Annotated in this window: 15 protein-coding genes; 13 read left to right on the top strand and 2 right to left on the bottom strand. The window is 53.2% G+C overall.

The window, feature by feature from the left end:
- The 11 genes from PLF13_01715 (at position 1) to PLF13_01665 (ending at position 11,620) form a co-directional block, all read left to right on the top strand.
- Positions 1-1,104: an NADH-quinone oxidoreductase subunit D gene (locus PLF13_01715; GenBank protein ID HOP05987.1), complete on the top strand. Its 1,104-nt coding sequence runs from the start codon at positions 1-3 to the stop codon at positions 1,102-1,104.
- Complete coding sequence (gene nuoH / locus PLF13_01710; protein ID HOP05986.1) at positions 1,101-2,168, top strand: NADH-quinone oxidoreductase subunit NuoH; 1,068 nt, start codon at positions 1,101-1,103, stop codon at positions 2,166-2,168. The genes PLF13_01715 and nuoH overlap by 4 nt, the downstream gene beginning before the upstream one ends.
- A 17-nt stretch (positions 2,169-2,185) precedes the next feature.
- Complete coding sequence (locus PLF13_01705; protein HOP05985.1) at positions 2,186-2,800, top strand: 4Fe-4S binding protein; 615 nt, start codon at positions 2,186-2,188, stop codon at positions 2,798-2,800.
- A complete protein-coding gene (locus tag PLF13_01700) occupies positions 2,797-3,303 on the top strand; it encodes an NADH-quinone oxidoreductase subunit J (protein ID HOP05984.1) in 507 nt (168 codons plus the stop codon). Before PLF13_01705 ends, PLF13_01700 begins: the two co-directional genes overlap by 4 nt.
- A complete protein-coding gene (gene nuoK / locus PLF13_01695) occupies positions 3,303-3,602 on the top strand; it encodes an NADH-quinone oxidoreductase subunit NuoK (GenBank protein HOP05983.1) in 300 nt (99 codons plus the stop codon). Before PLF13_01700 ends, nuoK begins: the two co-directional genes overlap by 1 nt.
- Before the next feature lie 10 nt (positions 3,603-3,612).
- The gene (gene nuoL, locus PLF13_01690; protein ID HOP05982.1) at positions 3,613-5,700 is read left to right on the top strand and encodes an NADH-quinone oxidoreductase subunit L; all 2,088 of its coding nucleotides are present in this window, start codon (positions 3,613-3,615) and stop codon (positions 5,698-5,700) included.
- A gap of 28 nt (positions 5,701-5,728) precedes the next feature.
- Positions 5,729-7,219 (top strand): NADH-quinone oxidoreductase subunit M, encoded by a 1,491-nt coding sequence (locus PLF13_01685; protein HOP05981.1) that lies wholly within the window; start codon positions 5,729-5,731, stop codon positions 7,217-7,219.
- Positions 7,220-7,223: 4 nt separating this feature from the next.
- On the top strand, positions 7,224-8,732 hold the full coding sequence (locus PLF13_01680; GenBank protein HOP05980.1) for an NADH-quinone oxidoreductase subunit N: 1,509 nt from the start codon (positions 7,224-7,226) through the stop codon (positions 8,730-8,732).
- A gap of 74 nt (positions 8,733-8,806) precedes the next feature.
- Complete coding sequence (locus tag PLF13_01675; protein HOP05979.1) at positions 8,807-9,466, top strand: DUF502 domain-containing protein; 660 nt, start codon at positions 8,807-8,809, stop codon at positions 9,464-9,466.
- Positions 9,467-10,372, top strand: a complete 906-nt coding sequence (locus PLF13_01670; protein ID HOP05978.1) for a CBS domain-containing protein — start codon at positions 9,467-9,469, stop codon at positions 10,370-10,372.
- A 39-nt stretch (positions 10,373-10,411) separates the two neighbouring features.
- On the top strand, positions 10,412-11,620 hold the full coding sequence (locus tag PLF13_01665) for a sodium:calcium antiporter (protein HOP05977.1): 1,209 nt from the start codon (positions 10,412-10,414) through the stop codon (positions 11,618-11,620).
- Positions 11,621-11,626: 6 nt separating this feature from the next.
- On the opposite strand, the gene PLF13_01660 is transcribed toward PLF13_01665, so the two are convergent.
- Together PLF13_01660 and PLF13_01655 are read right to left on the bottom strand one after the other, a co-directional pair.
- Positions 11,627-12,319, bottom strand: a complete 693-nt coding sequence (locus tag PLF13_01660) for a PhoU domain-containing protein (GenBank protein HOP05976.1) — start codon at positions 12,317-12,319, stop codon at positions 11,627-11,629.
- A gap of 1 nt (position 12,320) precedes the next feature.
- Positions 12,321-13,448 (bottom strand): Na/Pi symporter, encoded by a 1,128-nt coding sequence (locus PLF13_01655; protein HOP05975.1) that lies wholly within the window; start codon positions 13,446-13,448, stop codon positions 12,321-12,323.
- A gap of 645 nt (positions 13,449-14,093) precedes the next feature.
- Here PLF13_01655 and PLF13_01650 point away from each other — a divergent pair.
- Both PLF13_01650 and PLF13_01645 read left to right on the top strand, forming a co-directional pair.
- A complete protein-coding gene (locus PLF13_01650; protein ID HOP05974.1) occupies positions 14,094-14,870 on the top strand; it encodes a hypothetical protein in 777 nt (258 codons plus the stop codon).
- A 656-nt stretch (positions 14,871-15,526) separates the two neighbouring features.
- Entirely contained in the window at positions 15,527-16,426 is a 900-nt protein-coding gene (locus PLF13_01645) for a hypothetical protein (protein ID HOP05973.1), read from the top strand.
- The last annotated feature ends 6 nt before the right edge of the window (positions 16,427-16,432 follow it).

Below are 16,432 nucleotides of genomic sequence, written 5' to 3'. Positions count from 1 at the left end.
ATGCAGGGACTTCGTACTGAAGAATTCCAGGTCAACATGGGGCCGCACCACCCCTCGACCCACGGCGTTTGTCGCATGGTCCTGACTATGGACGGCGAGCGGGTACTGAAAATCGAACCGGTTATCGGTTACCTGCATCGCGCCATCGAGAAGGTGTGCGAAAACCGTACTTACGTGCAATGTCTGCCGTTGATGGACCGTTTCGAGTATGTCACGTCCATGGCAACCAATCAGGTGTTCTCCATGGCAGCCGAAAAGCTGGGTGGAGTAGAAGTGCCGGAACGGGCCGAGTACCTGCGGGTCATCATGGTCGAGCTGAACCGAATCGCCTCGCACCTGCTGTTTTACGGTGTTACGGCGATGGATATCGGGGCTTATACGCCATTCCTGTACGGTCTGCGTGAACGCGAGCTGATCATCGATTTGTTTGAAGAGACCTGCGGTCAACGGCTGACCTACAATTATATAAGGATCGGCGGAGTTTCGAAGGATATTCTGCCGGGTTTCGAACAGAGATGTCGTAAGGCGCTCGATACTATTGAAGCCAAGCTGGTCGAATACGAGGGCCTTCTGAACGAGAACCCGATCTGGCTGGCGCGCACCAAGGGAATTGGTATTCTTCCGGCTGAGACGGCTATCGCTTATGGAGCCTCCGGTCCGGTTCTGAGGGCTTCGGGGGTTGACTATGATGTTCGTCGTGACGATCCCTACTCGATCTACCATAAATTAGACTGGAAGGTGCCGACTCAGAAGAGCGGTGATTGTTTCGACCGATATATGCAGCGTCTGGATGAGATTAGGGTTTCCATAAAGATCATCCGACAGGCGCTGGACGGCCTTCCTGAGGGAGAATTCAAAGCCAAGGTGTCACCCAAATTCAAGCCTGCACCGGGAGAATGCTATAATCGCATTGAATCCGCGCGCGGTGAGATGGGCTGCCATTTGATTTCCAACGGTGGTCCCAAACCGCTTCGAGTAAAACTGCGCGGCAGCTCTTACAATAACCTGCAGGTGTTGCCTGCGTTCGGGGCCAACTGCATGATTGCCGATTTAGTGGCGATTTTTGCCACTCTTGACGTTATTCTGCCGGAGGTGGATCGATGAACACTCCGATTTTAGCGGTCGGCGAACTTCTGCCGCTCTTTCAATGGTGTTATGGCCTCCTGCAGGATATCGGACTCAAATCCCCCTGGATGGAAATAGTCGTATACACTCTGCTGGCTACAGGTGTGTTCTGTTTGTTGGCGCTTATCGCTCTTTTCCTGGTCTGGTGGGAGCGTAAAATCGCCGGTCACTTGCAGCAGCGGTACGGTCCGATGCGGACCGGCTGGCATGGTTGGTATCAGACGGTTATGGATGCGCTGAAGCTGCTCCAGAAGGAAGATATCCAGGTAGCTATTCGCGATAAGGGGATTTTCTTCTGGGCGCCGGTGCTTTGTTTCACCGCTGCGTTTTTAGCTTACGTTGTTATTCCGTTCGGCGACGGTCTGATCGTGGCCGACCTGAACGTGGGCATCCTTTATATTATGGCGGTTACAACTCTGACCATTATCAGTTTGCTGATGGCCGGTTGGGGTTCTCACAATAAATACGCGTTGCTCGGCGGTATGCGTTCGGCAGCGCAGGTGGTTTCCTACGAAGTTCCCATGGCGGTTTCGGTGCTGGTGGTTGTCCTGTTCGTCGGATCGCTTTCGATGCAGGATATCGTCAAGTCGCAAGCCGGCTGGATTTGGAACTGGCACATCTTCCAATTGCCGTTTGGACCTATCGCTTTTGCCACTTATCTGGTGGCGGGAGCGGCCGAGTCCAACCGCACGCCGTTCGATATTCCCGAGGCAGAACAGGAGTTGGTCGCCGGTTATAACGTTGAGTACTCCGGTATGAAGTTCGCAATGTTCTTCCTGGCCGAGTTCATTAATATGTTCACGGTTTCAGCCATTACCACGACCTTGTTCCTGGGTGGCTGGAACGGTCCGTTCCTGCCGAGTTGGTTCTGGTTCCTGCTGAAGACGCTCATTATGGTTCTGTTGCTCATGTTGTTCCGCTGGACCTATCCGCGTCTTCGGGTCGACCAACTCATGAAGTTCGCCTGGAAGTTCCTGGTGCCGGTTACTTTCGCTAATCTCGTGATTGCCGGCTGGTTCAAATATGCCGGATGGTACTGGTAGAGGCAGGATGTAACGATATGGGTGTTTTAAAAGATATTAAGAACCTCATCTTGGGCCTCACTATAACCGGGCCGTATCTGTGCAGACATGCCGTAACGGTGCAGTATCCGGAAGAAAAAAGAGACGACATACCGGAACGCTCGCGTGGTGTGGTCGTGCTGCTTTCGGATAAAGAGACCGGTGAATTGAACTGCACGGCTTGCGAGCTGTGTATGCGCACATGTCCGACCGGTGCGATCCGGATTAAATCTCACCGCGATGAGAATAAGAGAAAAGTTCTCGATAGTTTCGTGGTGGAGACGGCGCTGTGTTGCTATTGCGGCATGTGCGAAGAGGCCTGCAATTTCTGTGCGATTAAAATGGCTACGATGTATGAGTTCTCCACGACGGATATCAATGATACCGTTTGGGATATGAAGAAGCTCCAGAAGTACGGCCGCAATGTCCCCTATGAGGATACTCGCAAGAAAAAGTCGGCCGCAGCCGAGAAACCCGCACCGAAGCCTGATGCCGGAAAACCGGCTGAAGCGAAAGCTGAAGAGGCGCCCAAGCCGGTTGAAGGAGCCAAACCCGAAGCTCCTGCAGCAAGTGATGAGAAAAAAGATGAGACCAACAAAGGAGACGAGCAATGACCGGTTCCGAACCCTCGATCGTCTTCTGGCTTCTGGCCGCGGTGATTACGATCTCGGCCCTGCTGGTGGTCAGTCTGAGGAATATATTTCACTGTGCGCTGTTTTTGATAATGACGCTGTTTTCAGTGGCCGGCATTTATGTAATGCTGGATGCGGAATTCCTGGCGGCGGCGCAGGTGCTGATTTATGTCGGAGCAGTAGCGGTCCTGATTATCTTCGCGGTCATGCTTACGACCGACCTGGCCTCAGGTCGGGTGAAAATGACTTCCGAGAATGCTCTGACAACGTTCGTGGCGACGGCCGGATTCGCCGTCGGGACAATTTTCCTGCTCGGTCGCACCGATGTCTGGGATTATGCCTCGAAGGCGTTGCCCGAAAATAATATCGCCATGATAGGTAAATACCTGATGACCCAGTTCATGCTGCCATTCGAAGTAGTTTCCGTATTGTTGCTGGCGGCGCTGATCGGGGCTATCGTTCTGGCCAGAAAGGAGCGGTCGTAATGTTTCATTACCTGGTTCTGGCCGCTATCCTGTTTTCCATCGGTATGTTCGGAGTTATCACCCGACGCAATGTGATCGGAATTCTGATGTCTCTGGAGCTGATGTTTAACGCGGCCAACATTAATTTCGTGACCTTTAACAGATACGTTGCCACGGATGGTTTCGTCGGGCAACTGTTTGCGATATTCGTGGTTGTCGTCGCGGCCGCTGAAGCGGTCGTGGGGCTGGCGATCGTGTTGCTGATCTACCGCAACTGGCGCGGTGTCGGCACTGAGAATCTCAGCATCATGAAGTGGTAGGATCGAGCAAATGACCGAACATGCATATTTAATCGCTTTACTTCCGCTGCTGTCGTTTGTCATGATCGTCTTCTTCCTTCGTTGGAAGGAGAAGGTCTCGGCCGGTTTCTCGATAGCCATGATCCTGACCTCATGGGTTATGTCGATCTGGGTGTTAATCGAGAATATCGCGAACCACGGTCAACCGTACGAGTGGTTCTACCGGTTCATCGACTTCCCGCATTTCATTCCGGAGATCGGCATTCTGGTCGATCCGCTCGGGGCGGTGATGTTGGTGGTGGTATCTACGGTCGGCGCTTCTGTTGAGATTTACTCGGTCGGCTACATGCACGGCGATCCGCGCTTCTCGCGCTTTTTCGCCTACCTGTCGCTGTTCCTGTTCTCGATGCTCGGCCTGGTGCTGGCGAATAACTTTTTCATGATCTTCATCTTCTGGGAGCTGGTCGGTCTGACTTCGTACTTACTGATCGGTTTCTGGTTTGAAAAGGTTTCCGCAGCCAATGCCTGTAAGAAGGCCTTCCTGACGACACGTGTCGGCGATTTAGGTTTCCTGATCGGCTTGATGCTGATCGCGGCTTATGCCGGGACTTTCAACTACAACGGCGTTTTCGAAATTGCTTCGTCCGGAGTCATTCCGGCCGGCATCCTGACGTTGATGGCGGTTGGCGTGTTCTGCGGTGCCGTCGGTAAGTCGGCCCAGTTCCCGCTGCATGTCTGGCTGCCGGATGCGATGGAAGGTCCGACGCCGGTGTCGGCGTTGATTCACGCCGCAACGATGGTGGCCGCCGGTGTTTACCTGGTAGCACGCGCCATGCCGTTGTTCGTGACCTCGGCTACCGCCTCGCTGATCGTAGCCACGATCGGTTTGATCACCTCGTTCATGGCTGCCTGTATCGCTCTGACGCAAAACGACATCAAGAGAGTGCTGGCCTATTCGACCTGCTCTCAGCTCGGATATATGATTATGGCCCTGGGATTGTACGGTTATGACACCGCCCTCGGTCATCATTCACCCGGTTTCTACGCCGGAACGTTCCACCTGATGACCCACGCTTTCTTCAAAGCTCTGTTGTTCCTTGGTGCGGGTTCGGTCATTCATGCCGTCCATACCAACGACATCAACGATATGGGCGGATTGCTCAAGAAGATGGGCAAGACCGGCTGGACGTTCATTATCGCGGCGCTGTCCATTTCCGGTATTTTCCCGTTGTCCGGATTCTGGTCCAAAGATGAAATCGTGGCGGCTTCGTCGCATCATACGATTTTCTTCATCGGCACCCTGTTGATTGCGTTCATGACCGCTTTCTACATGTTCCGACTGGTGTTCATGACCTTCTTCGGCGAACCGCGCGATCAGGAGAGATTCGATCATGCGCATGAATCGCCGAACAACATGACCTACCCGCTGGTGTTCCTGGGCTTCCTGGCGATTTTCGCAGGCTGGGTGGGAATGCCCTGGCTCAAGCACGGCTTCGCCGCTTATGTCTATAGCGGCCATGAGCCGTACCATGTGCATGCGGATTACCTGTTGATGATCGTTTCTACGGTCGTTGCGCTCAGCGGAATTGCCGTGGCGTATATGATCTACTTCCGCAGGGCAATCAGCGCCGACAAGCTGGCAGAGCGTTTCGGACTGCTGTATAAGCTGTCGTTCAATAAGTTTTATATCGATGAGATATACGATGTGATTCTGTTGAACCCGATCCTGGTGTTTGCCCGGTACATGTGGACTTTCGATGCTCGTGTCATCGACGGTCTCGTCAACGGTGCGGCCTGGTTCAGCATTCTCGTATCGAATATAAAGATGTGGATCGACAAGTGGATCATCGACGGTGCGGTCAACGGCGCCGGCTGGCTGGTTCGTTCCGGAGCCCGCGTCGGAAGACTGTTGCAAACTGGTCGTGTACAGTTCTATGTACTGTTCATAACCGCCTCGGTGGTCGTGCTCGGGATGTTCAAGTATGAGATGGCTTTTATCGAATACAACGTGCCGCTTCTGGCCCTGTTGTTCATCCTGGCCCTTGTTGTAGTGGCTTATTTGAGCCGAGTCTTTGTCGGACGTCGTAACACCGACGAAGGCATTAAAGTAGAAGAGTAGTGTTGATTTTGGAGGATAAATCTTAGTTATGGATTTTCCAATTCTAAGTTCGCTGATATTCCTCCCGGTTATCGGGATGGTGGCCGTCATGTTGTTGCCCAAACAAAATGAATGGGCTATAAAATGGACAGCTACCGGGATCAGCTTCATACCTATGGTACTTTCCTTCTGGATTACCTGGGACTATTTCTGGGGTCACTCCGGATCGGCGGCGATGTGTTATGTCGAAGGTCCGTTTAGCTGGATCCCGTCGCTCAATATCCAGTATTATCTGGGTGTTGACGGTATCTCGGTACCGATGCTGTTCCTTACCGGATTGCTGTCGACGATTTCGTTGATCGCTTCGTTCGGAATCAAGAACCGTGTGAAGGAATACTTCGCTTTCTTCCTGCTTCTCGAAGCGGGAATGATGGGCGTGTTCGTAGCTCTTGACTTTTTCCTCTTCTACGTGTTCTGGGAGATCATGCTGGTCCCGATGTACTTCCTGATCGGCGTCTGGGGCGGCCCGCGCAAGGAATACGCGGCTATCAAGTTCTTCCTCTACACATTATTTGGCTCGATCTTCATGCTGGTGTCGATTCTGATCCTGTATTTCACTTCGGAACCGCACACCCTGAACATAATGGCTCTGGTGGAGCAGGGCTCATCGTTGCCGCATACGCTGCAGATGGTCTGCTTCATCTTCTTCTTCATCGCTTTCGCGATCAAAGTCCCGGCCTGGCCGTTCCATACATGGTTGCCCGACGCTCACGTCGAGGCGCCTACGGCGGTATCGGTGATTCTGGCCGGTGTTCTCCTTAAGATGGGAACTTATGCCATGATGCGTATCAGTTGGCCGATGTTCCCCGATGCCCTGCATACACTCAGTTTCTGGATTGCAGTAATCGGAGCGATCGGCATCATCTACGGCGCTTTGGTCTCGATGGCACAGAAAGACCTGAAAAAGCTGGTGGCGTATTCCTCGGTCAGTCACATGGGATATTGCATGCTGGCTCTGGCGGCTTACGGCTCGGTGACGGCGATCTCGGGCTGTATGTTCCAGATGGTTTCGCACGGTTTGATTACCGGCGCACTGTTCCTTTTGGTGGGCGTCATTTATGATCGCGCCCACACTCGTGAGATCGCGGCATTCGGCGGTCTCGGCGCCAAGCTGCCGGTTTATACCGGTCTGATGGTGATGTTCTCGATGGCAGCGCTCGGTCTTCCGGGCATGTCCGGATTCGTATCGGAGTTCATGATCTTTGTCGGCGCATTCAGCCAGCTCAACCGGGTACTGGTCGGTATCTCCGTTCTGGGTGTGGTGCTGGGAGCGGCGTACATGCTGCGTATGGTCCAGCACGTGTTCCTTGGTGAGTTCAATATGGAACGCTGGGGCGGCCTGACCGAGATCAACATCCGTGAGATCATCACGGTCGCACCGCTGGCGGTTCTGACGCTCTACGTCGGTATTTTCCCGAAGGCGCTGGCTGATCTGATGTCGGCCACGCTGGAGAACTTGGTAACTTTGATGTCCAGGTAATGAAATGGATTTGCAGCTACCCGCATACAACCTGAGCCAAATGCTCCCGGAGATATTCCTGTTCATCTGGGCGCTGCTGGTAATTACGTTCGACCTGGTGACCAGTCGCAAGCAGGGAAGCGCCACCGGCTATATGGCGATGCTTGGCCTGCTGATTACCGGTATTCTGCTGGCGTTGAGAACGCCGGGAAGCGGCTTTGGCGTGATGTTCGAAAACGATGCCATGTCGTTGTTCTTCAAGGTGATCTTCCTGGGCGCGGCATTTATGGCGATCGGCTCCTCGTTCGGTTCGTTGCACCAGCGTATTGTCAACCACCGGGGTGAATTTTTCGGGTTGATCCTGCTGTCGACGGTCGGGATGATGTTCCTGTCCTCTTCCAACGAACTGCTGCAGCTCTACGTCGGGCTCGAACTAACGACTATCCCGCTCTTCATTCTGGCCGCGTTCTATAAAGACAACAAGCTCTCGGTCGAATCCGGTATTAAGTATTTCATCGTTGGAGCTTTTTCGTCGGCGCTGTTGCTTTACGGTATCTCTTTCCTGTACGGACTGGGGGGAACGACCGAGTTAGTGCAGTTAAGACTCAATTTGGCCGTATTACACCTGTCAAATCAGGGAATAGGCGCGATTCTGACGCTGGTGGTATTGCTGATGCTGGCCGGTATCGGTTTCAAGCTGGCCCTGCCGCCGTTCCATCAATGGGCGCCGGATGTCTACGAGGGCGCTCCAACCCCGATCACCTCTTTCCTTAGTGTGGGATCGAAGGGCGCCGGTCTGGTGGCTTTTGCCAAGATATTCCTGAGCGGCCTGGTGGCATTCTACGGCGAGGAAATGGCTCCCAACGACTGGGGCATCGTAACGGCGATAGTTGCCGGAGCGGCAATGCTCTACGGCAATGTGGTTGCCATTCGACAAACGAATATCAAGCGCATGCTGGCTTATTCCTCGATCGCTCAAGCCGGTTACATCATGATCGGTATGGTGTCGCTCAACGAGCAGGGTCTGGCCTCTGTGGCATACTATATTTTCGCGTACCTCTTTGCCAACATGGGGGCATTTGCCATCGTGGCGGTGTTCGAGGACAAGACCGGATCGTGTCAGATTGCCAGCTATCGAGGGCTGGCGCAGTCATCGCCCGGAATGGCGTTGATGATGTCGGTTTTTCTGTTGTCGCTGGCCGGAATTCCACCGCTGGCGGGCTTTATGGCGAAGTACAAAGTTTTCGCCGCCGCGATCAGTATGGCTACCGGGCATGCTTATTACCATTGGTTGTATTGGCTGGTTGGAGTCGGCATGCTGACTTCGGTCTTTGCCCTCTTTTACTATGCCAATATCCTGAAGCAGATGTATTTCTCGGGCGAAGTATCACCGTATAATATCAAGTTCAATTTACCGGCCGCGACGGTAGTGACAATCGGTGTTGTCGGTGTGATTTTGTTCGGTGTGTTCGCTGAACCAGTGTTTAAGTATGCGGCACAGATACCGGCTGTCTACGGTTTCTTTCCGCATTGATAGCCCAAAAACGTTGACAATAAATTAGGGCGCGGATATACTCATGGCACAACACTGAACAGGTGGAAGGCCGTATGTCCGTTGCTAGTTCGATTTCGTCCATTATAAAGCGGTATTTTCTATCAGGCGTTTTAGTTGTCGTACCGCTTATCCTGACCTATCTCGTTCTGCGCCTGCTTTTTCTCGCCGTTGACGGTGTTCTCCAGCCGTTTTTGCATCAGGTGCTGGGGTATTATATCCCGGGACTGGGATTGCTCACCACGTTGCTGGTGATCCTCTTAGCCGGAGTACTGACACGAGGCTATTTGGGATCCCGCATCTATCGTATGAGCGATCACGTCCTCGAGCGGGTGCCGATCATCCGGCCAATCTATACGGCGGCCAAACAACTGCTGAGCGCGGTAGCGGGACCGACGATCAATTCGTTCAAAGAGGTAGCATTAATAGAGTACCCTCGCAAGGGATTATGGGCGGTTGGTTTTGTATCGAACCGGATATCGGTTGGAATTGGCGCACAGACCCGTGACGTAGCTACTATTTTCGTTCCTTCTACACCGACACCGGTTTCCGGATTCGTGGTGCTGGTGCCGGTGGAAGAAGTCTATCCGCTTACCCTGTCTGTAGAAGACGGAGTTAAGTTTCTGGTGTCGGGCGGTGTGGCGTCACCGGAGATGATTAAAGAGAGAGCCGACGGCGGCACGCACAGCGAGCCCCAAAACAGAGAGGTGTCTTAAGTGAAATTGGCCAATTTGTTGATGGAAAGACGCATCAACATCGATCTCAAGGCCCGCACCAAAGATGAGGCCGTAAGGGAGTTGCTTCGGATGATCGAGGATGAAGGAGTCAGTCTCGATTATGAAGCGATTCTCCAGACAGTTCGCGAGCGTGAGGAAGTGGAAGATACATCCTACGGTCACGGTTTTGCTTTTCCGCATGCCCGAACCGACGCCGTGAATGAGCTGTATATCCTGATTGGTGTCTCTCGTCAGGGACTCGAGGGCAAAACGCCGGATGATATCCCGGTTCATGTCGTATGTCTGCTTCTTACACCCTCGACTATTGCCAAGCTGTATTTACAAATGCTTTCGGGGCTGGCAATGTTCGGTCGCACGCCCGGAACGCTCGATAAGGCTATGGCGGCGGAACACCCCTCGGATCTGATCAAACTCATTTCTGATTATAACATTCAGGTCGATAAAGAACTGACGGTCCGCTATGTGATGCGGCATAAAGTAGCCACGGTCACACCGGACGATACGCTCAAGGAAGTGGCCAATCGGATGTTCCGCTATCGCCTCTCGGCGCTGGCGGTGGTAGACGAAAATAATCGTTTGCTGGGAGTGATCTCCGACCGTGATCTGATCAAGGCAGCTTTACCCGATTATCAGGCGCTGATCTCTAATTTGAATTATTCGATGGATGTCGAGCCGTTCGAGGAGTTGTTAAAACAGGAAGATAAAATCAAAGTCTCACAGCTTTACAGAACCGATTTTGAAGTTACGACGCCGGATACGAGAATCGTGGAAGTCGCAGCGATGATGATTTTTAAGGATGTTAGAAGAGTTTTCGTGACTTCAAACGATAATCTGGTCGGTGTTCTGCTCCGAAAAGACATCGTAAATATGATAATAAGAGGGTAGGGCGAATCGCATTTTTAACAGCGGGGGCTATCATCTGCCATGAGTGAGACGGAACACACCCACTACGACGTATCCCCGTCGCACTATATCCTATTGATCGTGACGACGCTGGTGACTTTGCCGGGTCTGTATTTTGGCCTGACTCATGTTGAGTCGGCTGCCTGGGTGGGCTCTTTGGTTTTTGGCCTGGCAATTTTTGGAGCGGCATTCATTCTATCCTGGGCAGCCGAAGCGGCTCAAATCGATATTTCCGAATCGTTGGCGGTGGCAATTCTGGCGCTCATGGCCGTGCTTCCTGAATATGCCGTCGATTTCGTGTTTACCTGGGAAGCGGCTCATGATCCCTCTCAGGCTCATCTCGCTATAGCCAACATGACCGGCGCCAATCGACTCCTGGTAGGACTCGGCTGGCCGGTGGTGCTGTTTCTGTATGTTTTCGCGAAAAAGCGCAAGGAGATCGTGCTGCATGAGTCGCAACGGGTGGAAATTTTCTATCTGGCTATGGCGACGGTCTACTCTTTTACCATTCCGCTTAAGGGTAATCTCAACCTGATCGACACCGTTATTCTGGTAACGCTGTTTGGTCTCTACACGCGCCGGGCAGCGCAAATGGAGACAGTGGAGCCGGAGTTAGTGGGGCCGGTACGTGTTGTTGCCAACATGAGCACATCCTGGCGGCGCATCATGACCATTCTGCTATTCTTATGGGCCGGCGCCGTGATTTTCGTTTCAGCCGAGCCTTTCGCACACAGTCTGGTTATGATGGGGGAGGAGTTTGGCATCAATAAATTCCTTCTGGTGCAATGGCTCGCGCCGATTGCCTCGGAAGCACCGGAGTTTATCGTGGCAGCAACCTGGGCGTTGCGCGGGCATGCCGGATCGGCTCTTAAAGCTCTCATTTCATCTAAGGTGAATCAATGGACGCTCCTGGTCGGCACCATTCCGTTGGTGTTTGCTATCTCGGGAGGAGCGATCCATCCCTTCCCGCTCGATTCCCTGCAGCAGCATGAGCTGTTTCTTACGGCAGCGCAGTCGTTGTTCGCGGTTGCTGTTCTGGTGAACCTGCGTCTGCATCGAAGCGAAGGGATTTTGCTGGTCGTACTCTTCCTGGCGCAGATGATTATTGAACAGATCAGAATCGAAGTGGCCATAGCTTATCTGATTCTGGCCGCGGGATTCCATTGGTACCACCGCAAGGCTTTGATACCTGCCATGCGTATGGGATTGGGACTTAAAAGCAAAAACTGAAACGAATCAATCTTCTTCTTCGTCAACGACGCCCGGCTTGGACTTGAAGCCAATTTTGGGGAAGGGATTAACGATCGAACTGGCGATATTGGTCAGGTGAGCGTTGATCCGTTTCAAATACCGGGCATACAAAGCCAGACAGACAGCGTCATGGGAAGTAAATTCCGGTGAGAGGCCACGGGCGAGATCATCCATAATCTGTTCGGACTTGGTCCCGATCTCTTTTTCGTGTCCCATTAACTCACGAGCTTTGGCTTCTTCCTGGTTCTTGAGAATATCGAGCACCTGCGGAAATGCTTCGGAAATATGTTTTTCGATTTCAACGATCGTTGCTTCATATTTACCGGCCTGGAGACGCTGTTTGTGTTTGCCGGCCAGGTCGGCCATGTTCTTGGTGTAGTCGCCGATACGTTCGACATCGATCACTATCGATACCAACACCAGACCGGGGACCAGATGCTGGGTGCCGGCGATGGAGAGGTGGGTTAACACCTGCCGCCGAACCTCCCATTCGTACCGGTTGATTTCCTGGTCGGCTTTCTTAACGTCGAACGGCAGTTGGTCGGTATCTTCTTCGCGCAGGGTATGACGGCAGGCATCGAACAGTTTCTGATCGAACTCGATCATGGTCAGGGTGTTCTTGAACGCCTCATCGAGGAGGTTTTCAGGGCTGAAGAGTTGTTTGAACGTTTCGAACATACTATCTCTCCATAATGTAGAAGATGATCCCGGGAATAATAAAGAACACCATGCCAAGGTAAACGAGCGGCAGGGCCCGGGATATTTCAGCGGCCCGACTCAACTGGCGTGACATCCACATGGGAATACGCTGCAGGGGCCAGAATATAAAAATGCCGTAGACGTTAAACAAGAGATGTGAGAACGCGACCGTTACCGCTGCGGGCGACCCGGTCACGAACGAAGCCAAAAAGGCGGTTATGGTGGTACCTACATTGGCGCCGAGGAAGTAAGGGTAGATCTGACGTATGGTCAATACCCCGGCTCCTATCAACGGAACGACGATTGAGGTTGTGATCGACGAGGACTGCACCAGGACCGTGATTAGCATCCCAAGGATGAAACTCAGAACGGGTGTCCTGAAGATGTATTTTTGGAAAAATCTCTCGACGCGTTCCAGCACCAGCGATTTGAGTATCTTGACGATGTAGCGTAAAGCTATGAAGAGGAGAAGCAGGGCGAATACCCCGGATACGTACGGGTTCTGATTGAAAAGCTCAATCAACCAATGGGAGACCGGTTTGGTTACGATAGCCAGCGGCGAGGAAAATTTCAAGCCGCCGAAGCCTTCGAACATCTTCTCCAGGAACACGGCTCCTCGTCCGATTATGTCGAACTCGATCTGTAGCGGCAACAGTACAACCACTGAGCAAAGATTGAAGAAATCGTGAACCGTGGCTCCTTCAAGCGCCTTGCGGAACTCGTCTTTTCGGGAGACGTGTCCGAGAGAGACGATGATATTTGTGATCGTCGTTCCGATGTTGGCGCCCATGACCATCGGAATGGCGTTTGGGATATCGAGCATGCCGGAAGCAACCAGACCGACAACGATCGAAGTGGTAGTCGATGATGATTGGATTATGGCCGTTGCCAGAAGACCGATCATGAGACCGGCAACGGGATTGGAAGTGGCATGGAAAATCGCCTCAGCGAAATCATTCCCAAACAACTTAAACGAGGCGCCTAAGAGAGTAATGGAAAGAATGAATAAATAGAGGAGTCCGACGATCGCGAGTAGTCGTACTGCGACCGCTTCGCCGCGCGGGAAACGGCTTTCCGACGATGTCCCGGGCCCGGAAAGGTCAACCATCCTGGCAGAGGTCCTTAAGTTGTTAACAAGCTATGAGCAATTGCGGGGAATATACACGTGAGAAAGGCTAAGTCAACCGTAGAATCCGGAAATGTTTTCTATGAATGGAATTGGGATAAATAAGCCCGTAGGTATCGCTTTTAAGCAGCAGTCCGTAAAACACCGTAGTACCCGTTGACAGCGATGTAATCACGGTGTTAATTCAAGTCAGGAGAACAAATCAATCATACGATCTCGGCGCGGAGGGACAGCGCGCAAAAGCGGGATGAATTGCGTAGTAGGGCAGGTCTCACCGAGACCTGCCGAAGGATGGACAAGGGCGGATCCGTCTTCGAATCCGCCAACACATGGACTCGCCCCTGGTGGCCCGCCCGTCCACGGGTGGGGTCACGGATCGCGAAGCGAAGTTTTGACATCGAACGAGGCCGTCAGGCAGAGACGCCTGACGGCACATTATGCCGGGGGTTACGGATTCCGGGGCAGACCGGGAGGTCTGCCGCCCACGAAATCGGCGGTAGGGCAGGTCTCCCCGAGACCTGCCAACGGACCGAACGAAAGGAGGTGCAATTGAGACACTTGGTTTGAGACAACGAGCTGACTTTGACAAGACCTCATGAAAAGGAGTCTATTATACGACATAGGAAGATGTTGCGGACGATGTTTGGATTGGTGATGCTGCTTTTGCTGGTTACAGCAGCGGCCGGTTTCGCCGAGGACGATGTCGCGCCGGTGGGTTTCACAGCGGAACATCGGATAGTGAGCAAGCCGGAGGGGAGTTCAGGTACGGTACAACTGTGGATGAAGTGGATTGCAACAGGAAGATGTCCCGATTGTTCAGAGTTGACGTTTCATGTTCGCACTGTCGGCGATCTGATCGTAGACGGCCCGAACGAGTGGACGGCTCCGGTGAGCAAGGACGACGGGTACGAGAAGGTGGTTTCGGTAACGGTACCGGAGAACGATACGTGCCAGCTTGATGTGGCTGCGCACACCGGCGCCCTATGTCTCTCCGGGGGCGTACGGGTCTTCTTCATATCCACCGGCGATACGATGGAGGTGCATTTCAACCAGATCCGGGCGGCGGATCCACGGAGCTCGAATCAGAAGGCGGCCGATGAGACTGAGGCGATGCTGACAGAGGAGCAGCTCAACTATGAATACGATGTGAAGTTCTTCCTCACAGAGGATTTCAAGTGGGAAATGGACTTGGTTGACAGTGTCGCCGGGCCGTTGAAAGCCGGTAATGAGGAAGGTGTCTATTACGGCCGCATAAAGAAGCGAGGCATTCTTCATCTACTTCGACACGGTATCGGATGTCAGAAGCTGACGCCGGAATACCCTGATATACAGCGCATGTCCGACAGTGTGGCCGCCCTAAGATTCCCCCCCCCGCTGATTCAGCTAACTCAGATCAATCTCTGAAGACAGGCGGCGGTCCCGTCAAGCTGCCTGAATCCAAGCTCAATCGCTCGGATAGTGAAATAGAGCTTAGCTACGTCGACGGTCTGGTGGCCCACCCGTCCACGGGTGGGATTAAAATCATATCGACTTGTACAACCGCGGCGTCTCCCATATATGACTCCCGTAAATGACCTCGCGAAGAATCCAACCGTGTTGGTGGGCGGCAGACGTCTCGTCTGCCCCTGCAGCAGCACACCCCACAAAACGTCTTTCCCGCGAAAACGGGAATCCATCTTCATCTTTTCGGTGCCCCACCCCTCGGGTGGGATTCGCGAAGCGAAGTTATGATGCCTGTTGAATCGAGTATTGCCGTAGCGCAGGTCCGTCTTCGAACCTGCGCAGTATATAATGGTGCCGACGAAACGTTGACCGCCCACCAAAATAACACCGTAGTACCCGTTGACAGCGATGTAATCACGGTGTTAATTCAAGTCAGGAGAACAAATCAATCATACGATCTCGGCGCGGAGGGACAGCGCGCAAAAGCGGGATGAATTGCGTAGTAGGGCAGGTCTCACCGAGACCTGCCGAAGGACCGGACGAAAGGAGGTGCGATTGAAACGATTCATTTGAGACAATGAACTGACTTTGAAAGACATCATGAAAAGGAGTTTATCATGCGACATAGGAAGATGTTGCTGCTGCTATCTGCGGCCCTGCTGACGGTGTTAGGTGCAGTCAGGGCACAGACGAACCGAGAGGTTCTCGGACTGCGCCCAACCGGCGTCACGGGGGAGCTTCGTGTTCTAAGCAAACCCGATGGCAACTCGGGCCCGCTGAAGCTGTGGTACCGTTTCGGGCCAAATGATCATTGCCCTGAATGCGAGGCTGTGGTATTCCAGGTACGGGACTTGGGGGGAGTCGGGTATTCGGGCCCGATGGAGTGGAAACTCCCGGCAACCCTGGAGAAGCCTGCCGAGGGTGTCATGGAGTTGGAGATTCCGCCGAACGACACTTGCAAGCTGGAAGTGAATGTTACAGCTCCATGCCCCTCCGGGATGATTCTGGTGTATTTCGTCTCGACGGGCGACACGATCGAGTTTCATCAGGGCAAAATCCGAGCTGCGGATCAGCGGAGCTCGAATGAGAAGCGGGCTGACTTGTGGGAATCGATTCTGAGCCGGCAACAGCTTGATTATGAGTACGAGATCGAAGTGTCTCTGGGATACGGCGGACGCCCCGGCTCACGAGAGCGGAAAGCCGTGGAAGAGCTTTTGGGGCCCGTCACTCCAAGCGAGCATGCAGGCATGTACCTGGCCAAGGCAACGCGCCGTGAGATGTTGCAGTTGCTGCGACGGAACATCGGCTTCCGGATTATGTCGGATGAGTATCCAGACGTAAAGCACATTATGGACAGCGTCCGTGCGGCTTCTCCCCCCCCGCAAGAACGACAGAAAAGCAGTAAGCCTGTCGGCTATTATCCCCATGTCGAATCTGATTCACTGCGATCTCTGATCGATTCGGTCAAGAAGGCTCTGGAGGCCGAGGATTCAACCGGCGGTTCATCATCTCATTGACACACA

Source organism: Candidatus Zixiibacteriota bacterium, assembly GCA_035380245.1.
Lineage (GTDB): Bacteria > Zixibacteria > MSB-5A5 > GN15 > FEB-12 > DAOSXA01.
The sequence above is the reverse complement of the archived record's forward strand: the minus strand, read 5'-3'. Positions and strand labels throughout refer to the sequence as shown.

Coding starts and splice junctions, on each gene's coding strand:
- PLF13_01650 (HOP05974.1), top strand. CDS start 14,094: ATGTTGCGGACGATGTTTGGATTGGTGATGCTGCTTTTGCTGGTTACA.
- nuoK (HOP05983.1), top strand. CDS start 3,303: ATGTTTCATTACCTGGTTCTGGCCGCTATCCTGTTTTCCATCGGTATG.
- nuoH (HOP05986.1), top strand. CDS start 1,101: ATGAACACTCCGATTTTAGCGGTCGGCGAACTTCTGCCGCTCTTTCAA.
- PLF13_01680 (HOP05980.1), top strand. CDS start 7,224: ATGGATTTGCAGCTACCCGCATACAACCTGAGCCAAATGCTCCCGGAG.
- PLF13_01645 (HOP05973.1), top strand. CDS start 15,527: ATGCGACATAGGAAGATGTTGCTGCTGCTATCTGCGGCCCTGCTGACG.
- PLF13_01655 (HOP05975.1), bottom strand. CDS start 13,448: ATGGTTGACCTTTCCGGGCCCGGGACATCGTCGGAAAGCCGTTTCCCG.
- PLF13_01715 (HOP05987.1), top strand. CDS start 1: ATGCAGGGACTTCGTACTGAAGAATTCCAGGTCAACATGGGGCCGCAC.
- PLF13_01675 (HOP05979.1), top strand. CDS start 8,807: ATGTCCGTTGCTAGTTCGATTTCGTCCATTATAAAGCGGTATTTTCTA.
- PLF13_01665 (HOP05977.1), top strand. CDS start 10,412: ATGAGTGAGACGGAACACACCCACTACGACGTATCCCCGTCGCACTAT.
- PLF13_01660 (HOP05976.1), bottom strand. CDS start 12,319: ATGTTCGAAACGTTCAAACAACTCTTCAGCCCTGAAAACCTCCTCGAT.
- PLF13_01685 (HOP05981.1), top strand. CDS start 5,729: ATGGATTTTCCAATTCTAAGTTCGCTGATATTCCTCCCGGTTATCGGG.
- PLF13_01705 (HOP05985.1), top strand. CDS start 2,186: ATGGGTGTTTTAAAAGATATTAAGAACCTCATCTTGGGCCTCACTATA.
- PLF13_01700 (HOP05984.1), top strand. CDS start 2,797: ATGACCGGTTCCGAACCCTCGATCGTCTTCTGGCTTCTGGCCGCGGTG.
- nuoL (HOP05982.1), top strand. CDS start 3,613: ATGACCGAACATGCATATTTAATCGCTTTACTTCCGCTGCTGTCGTTT.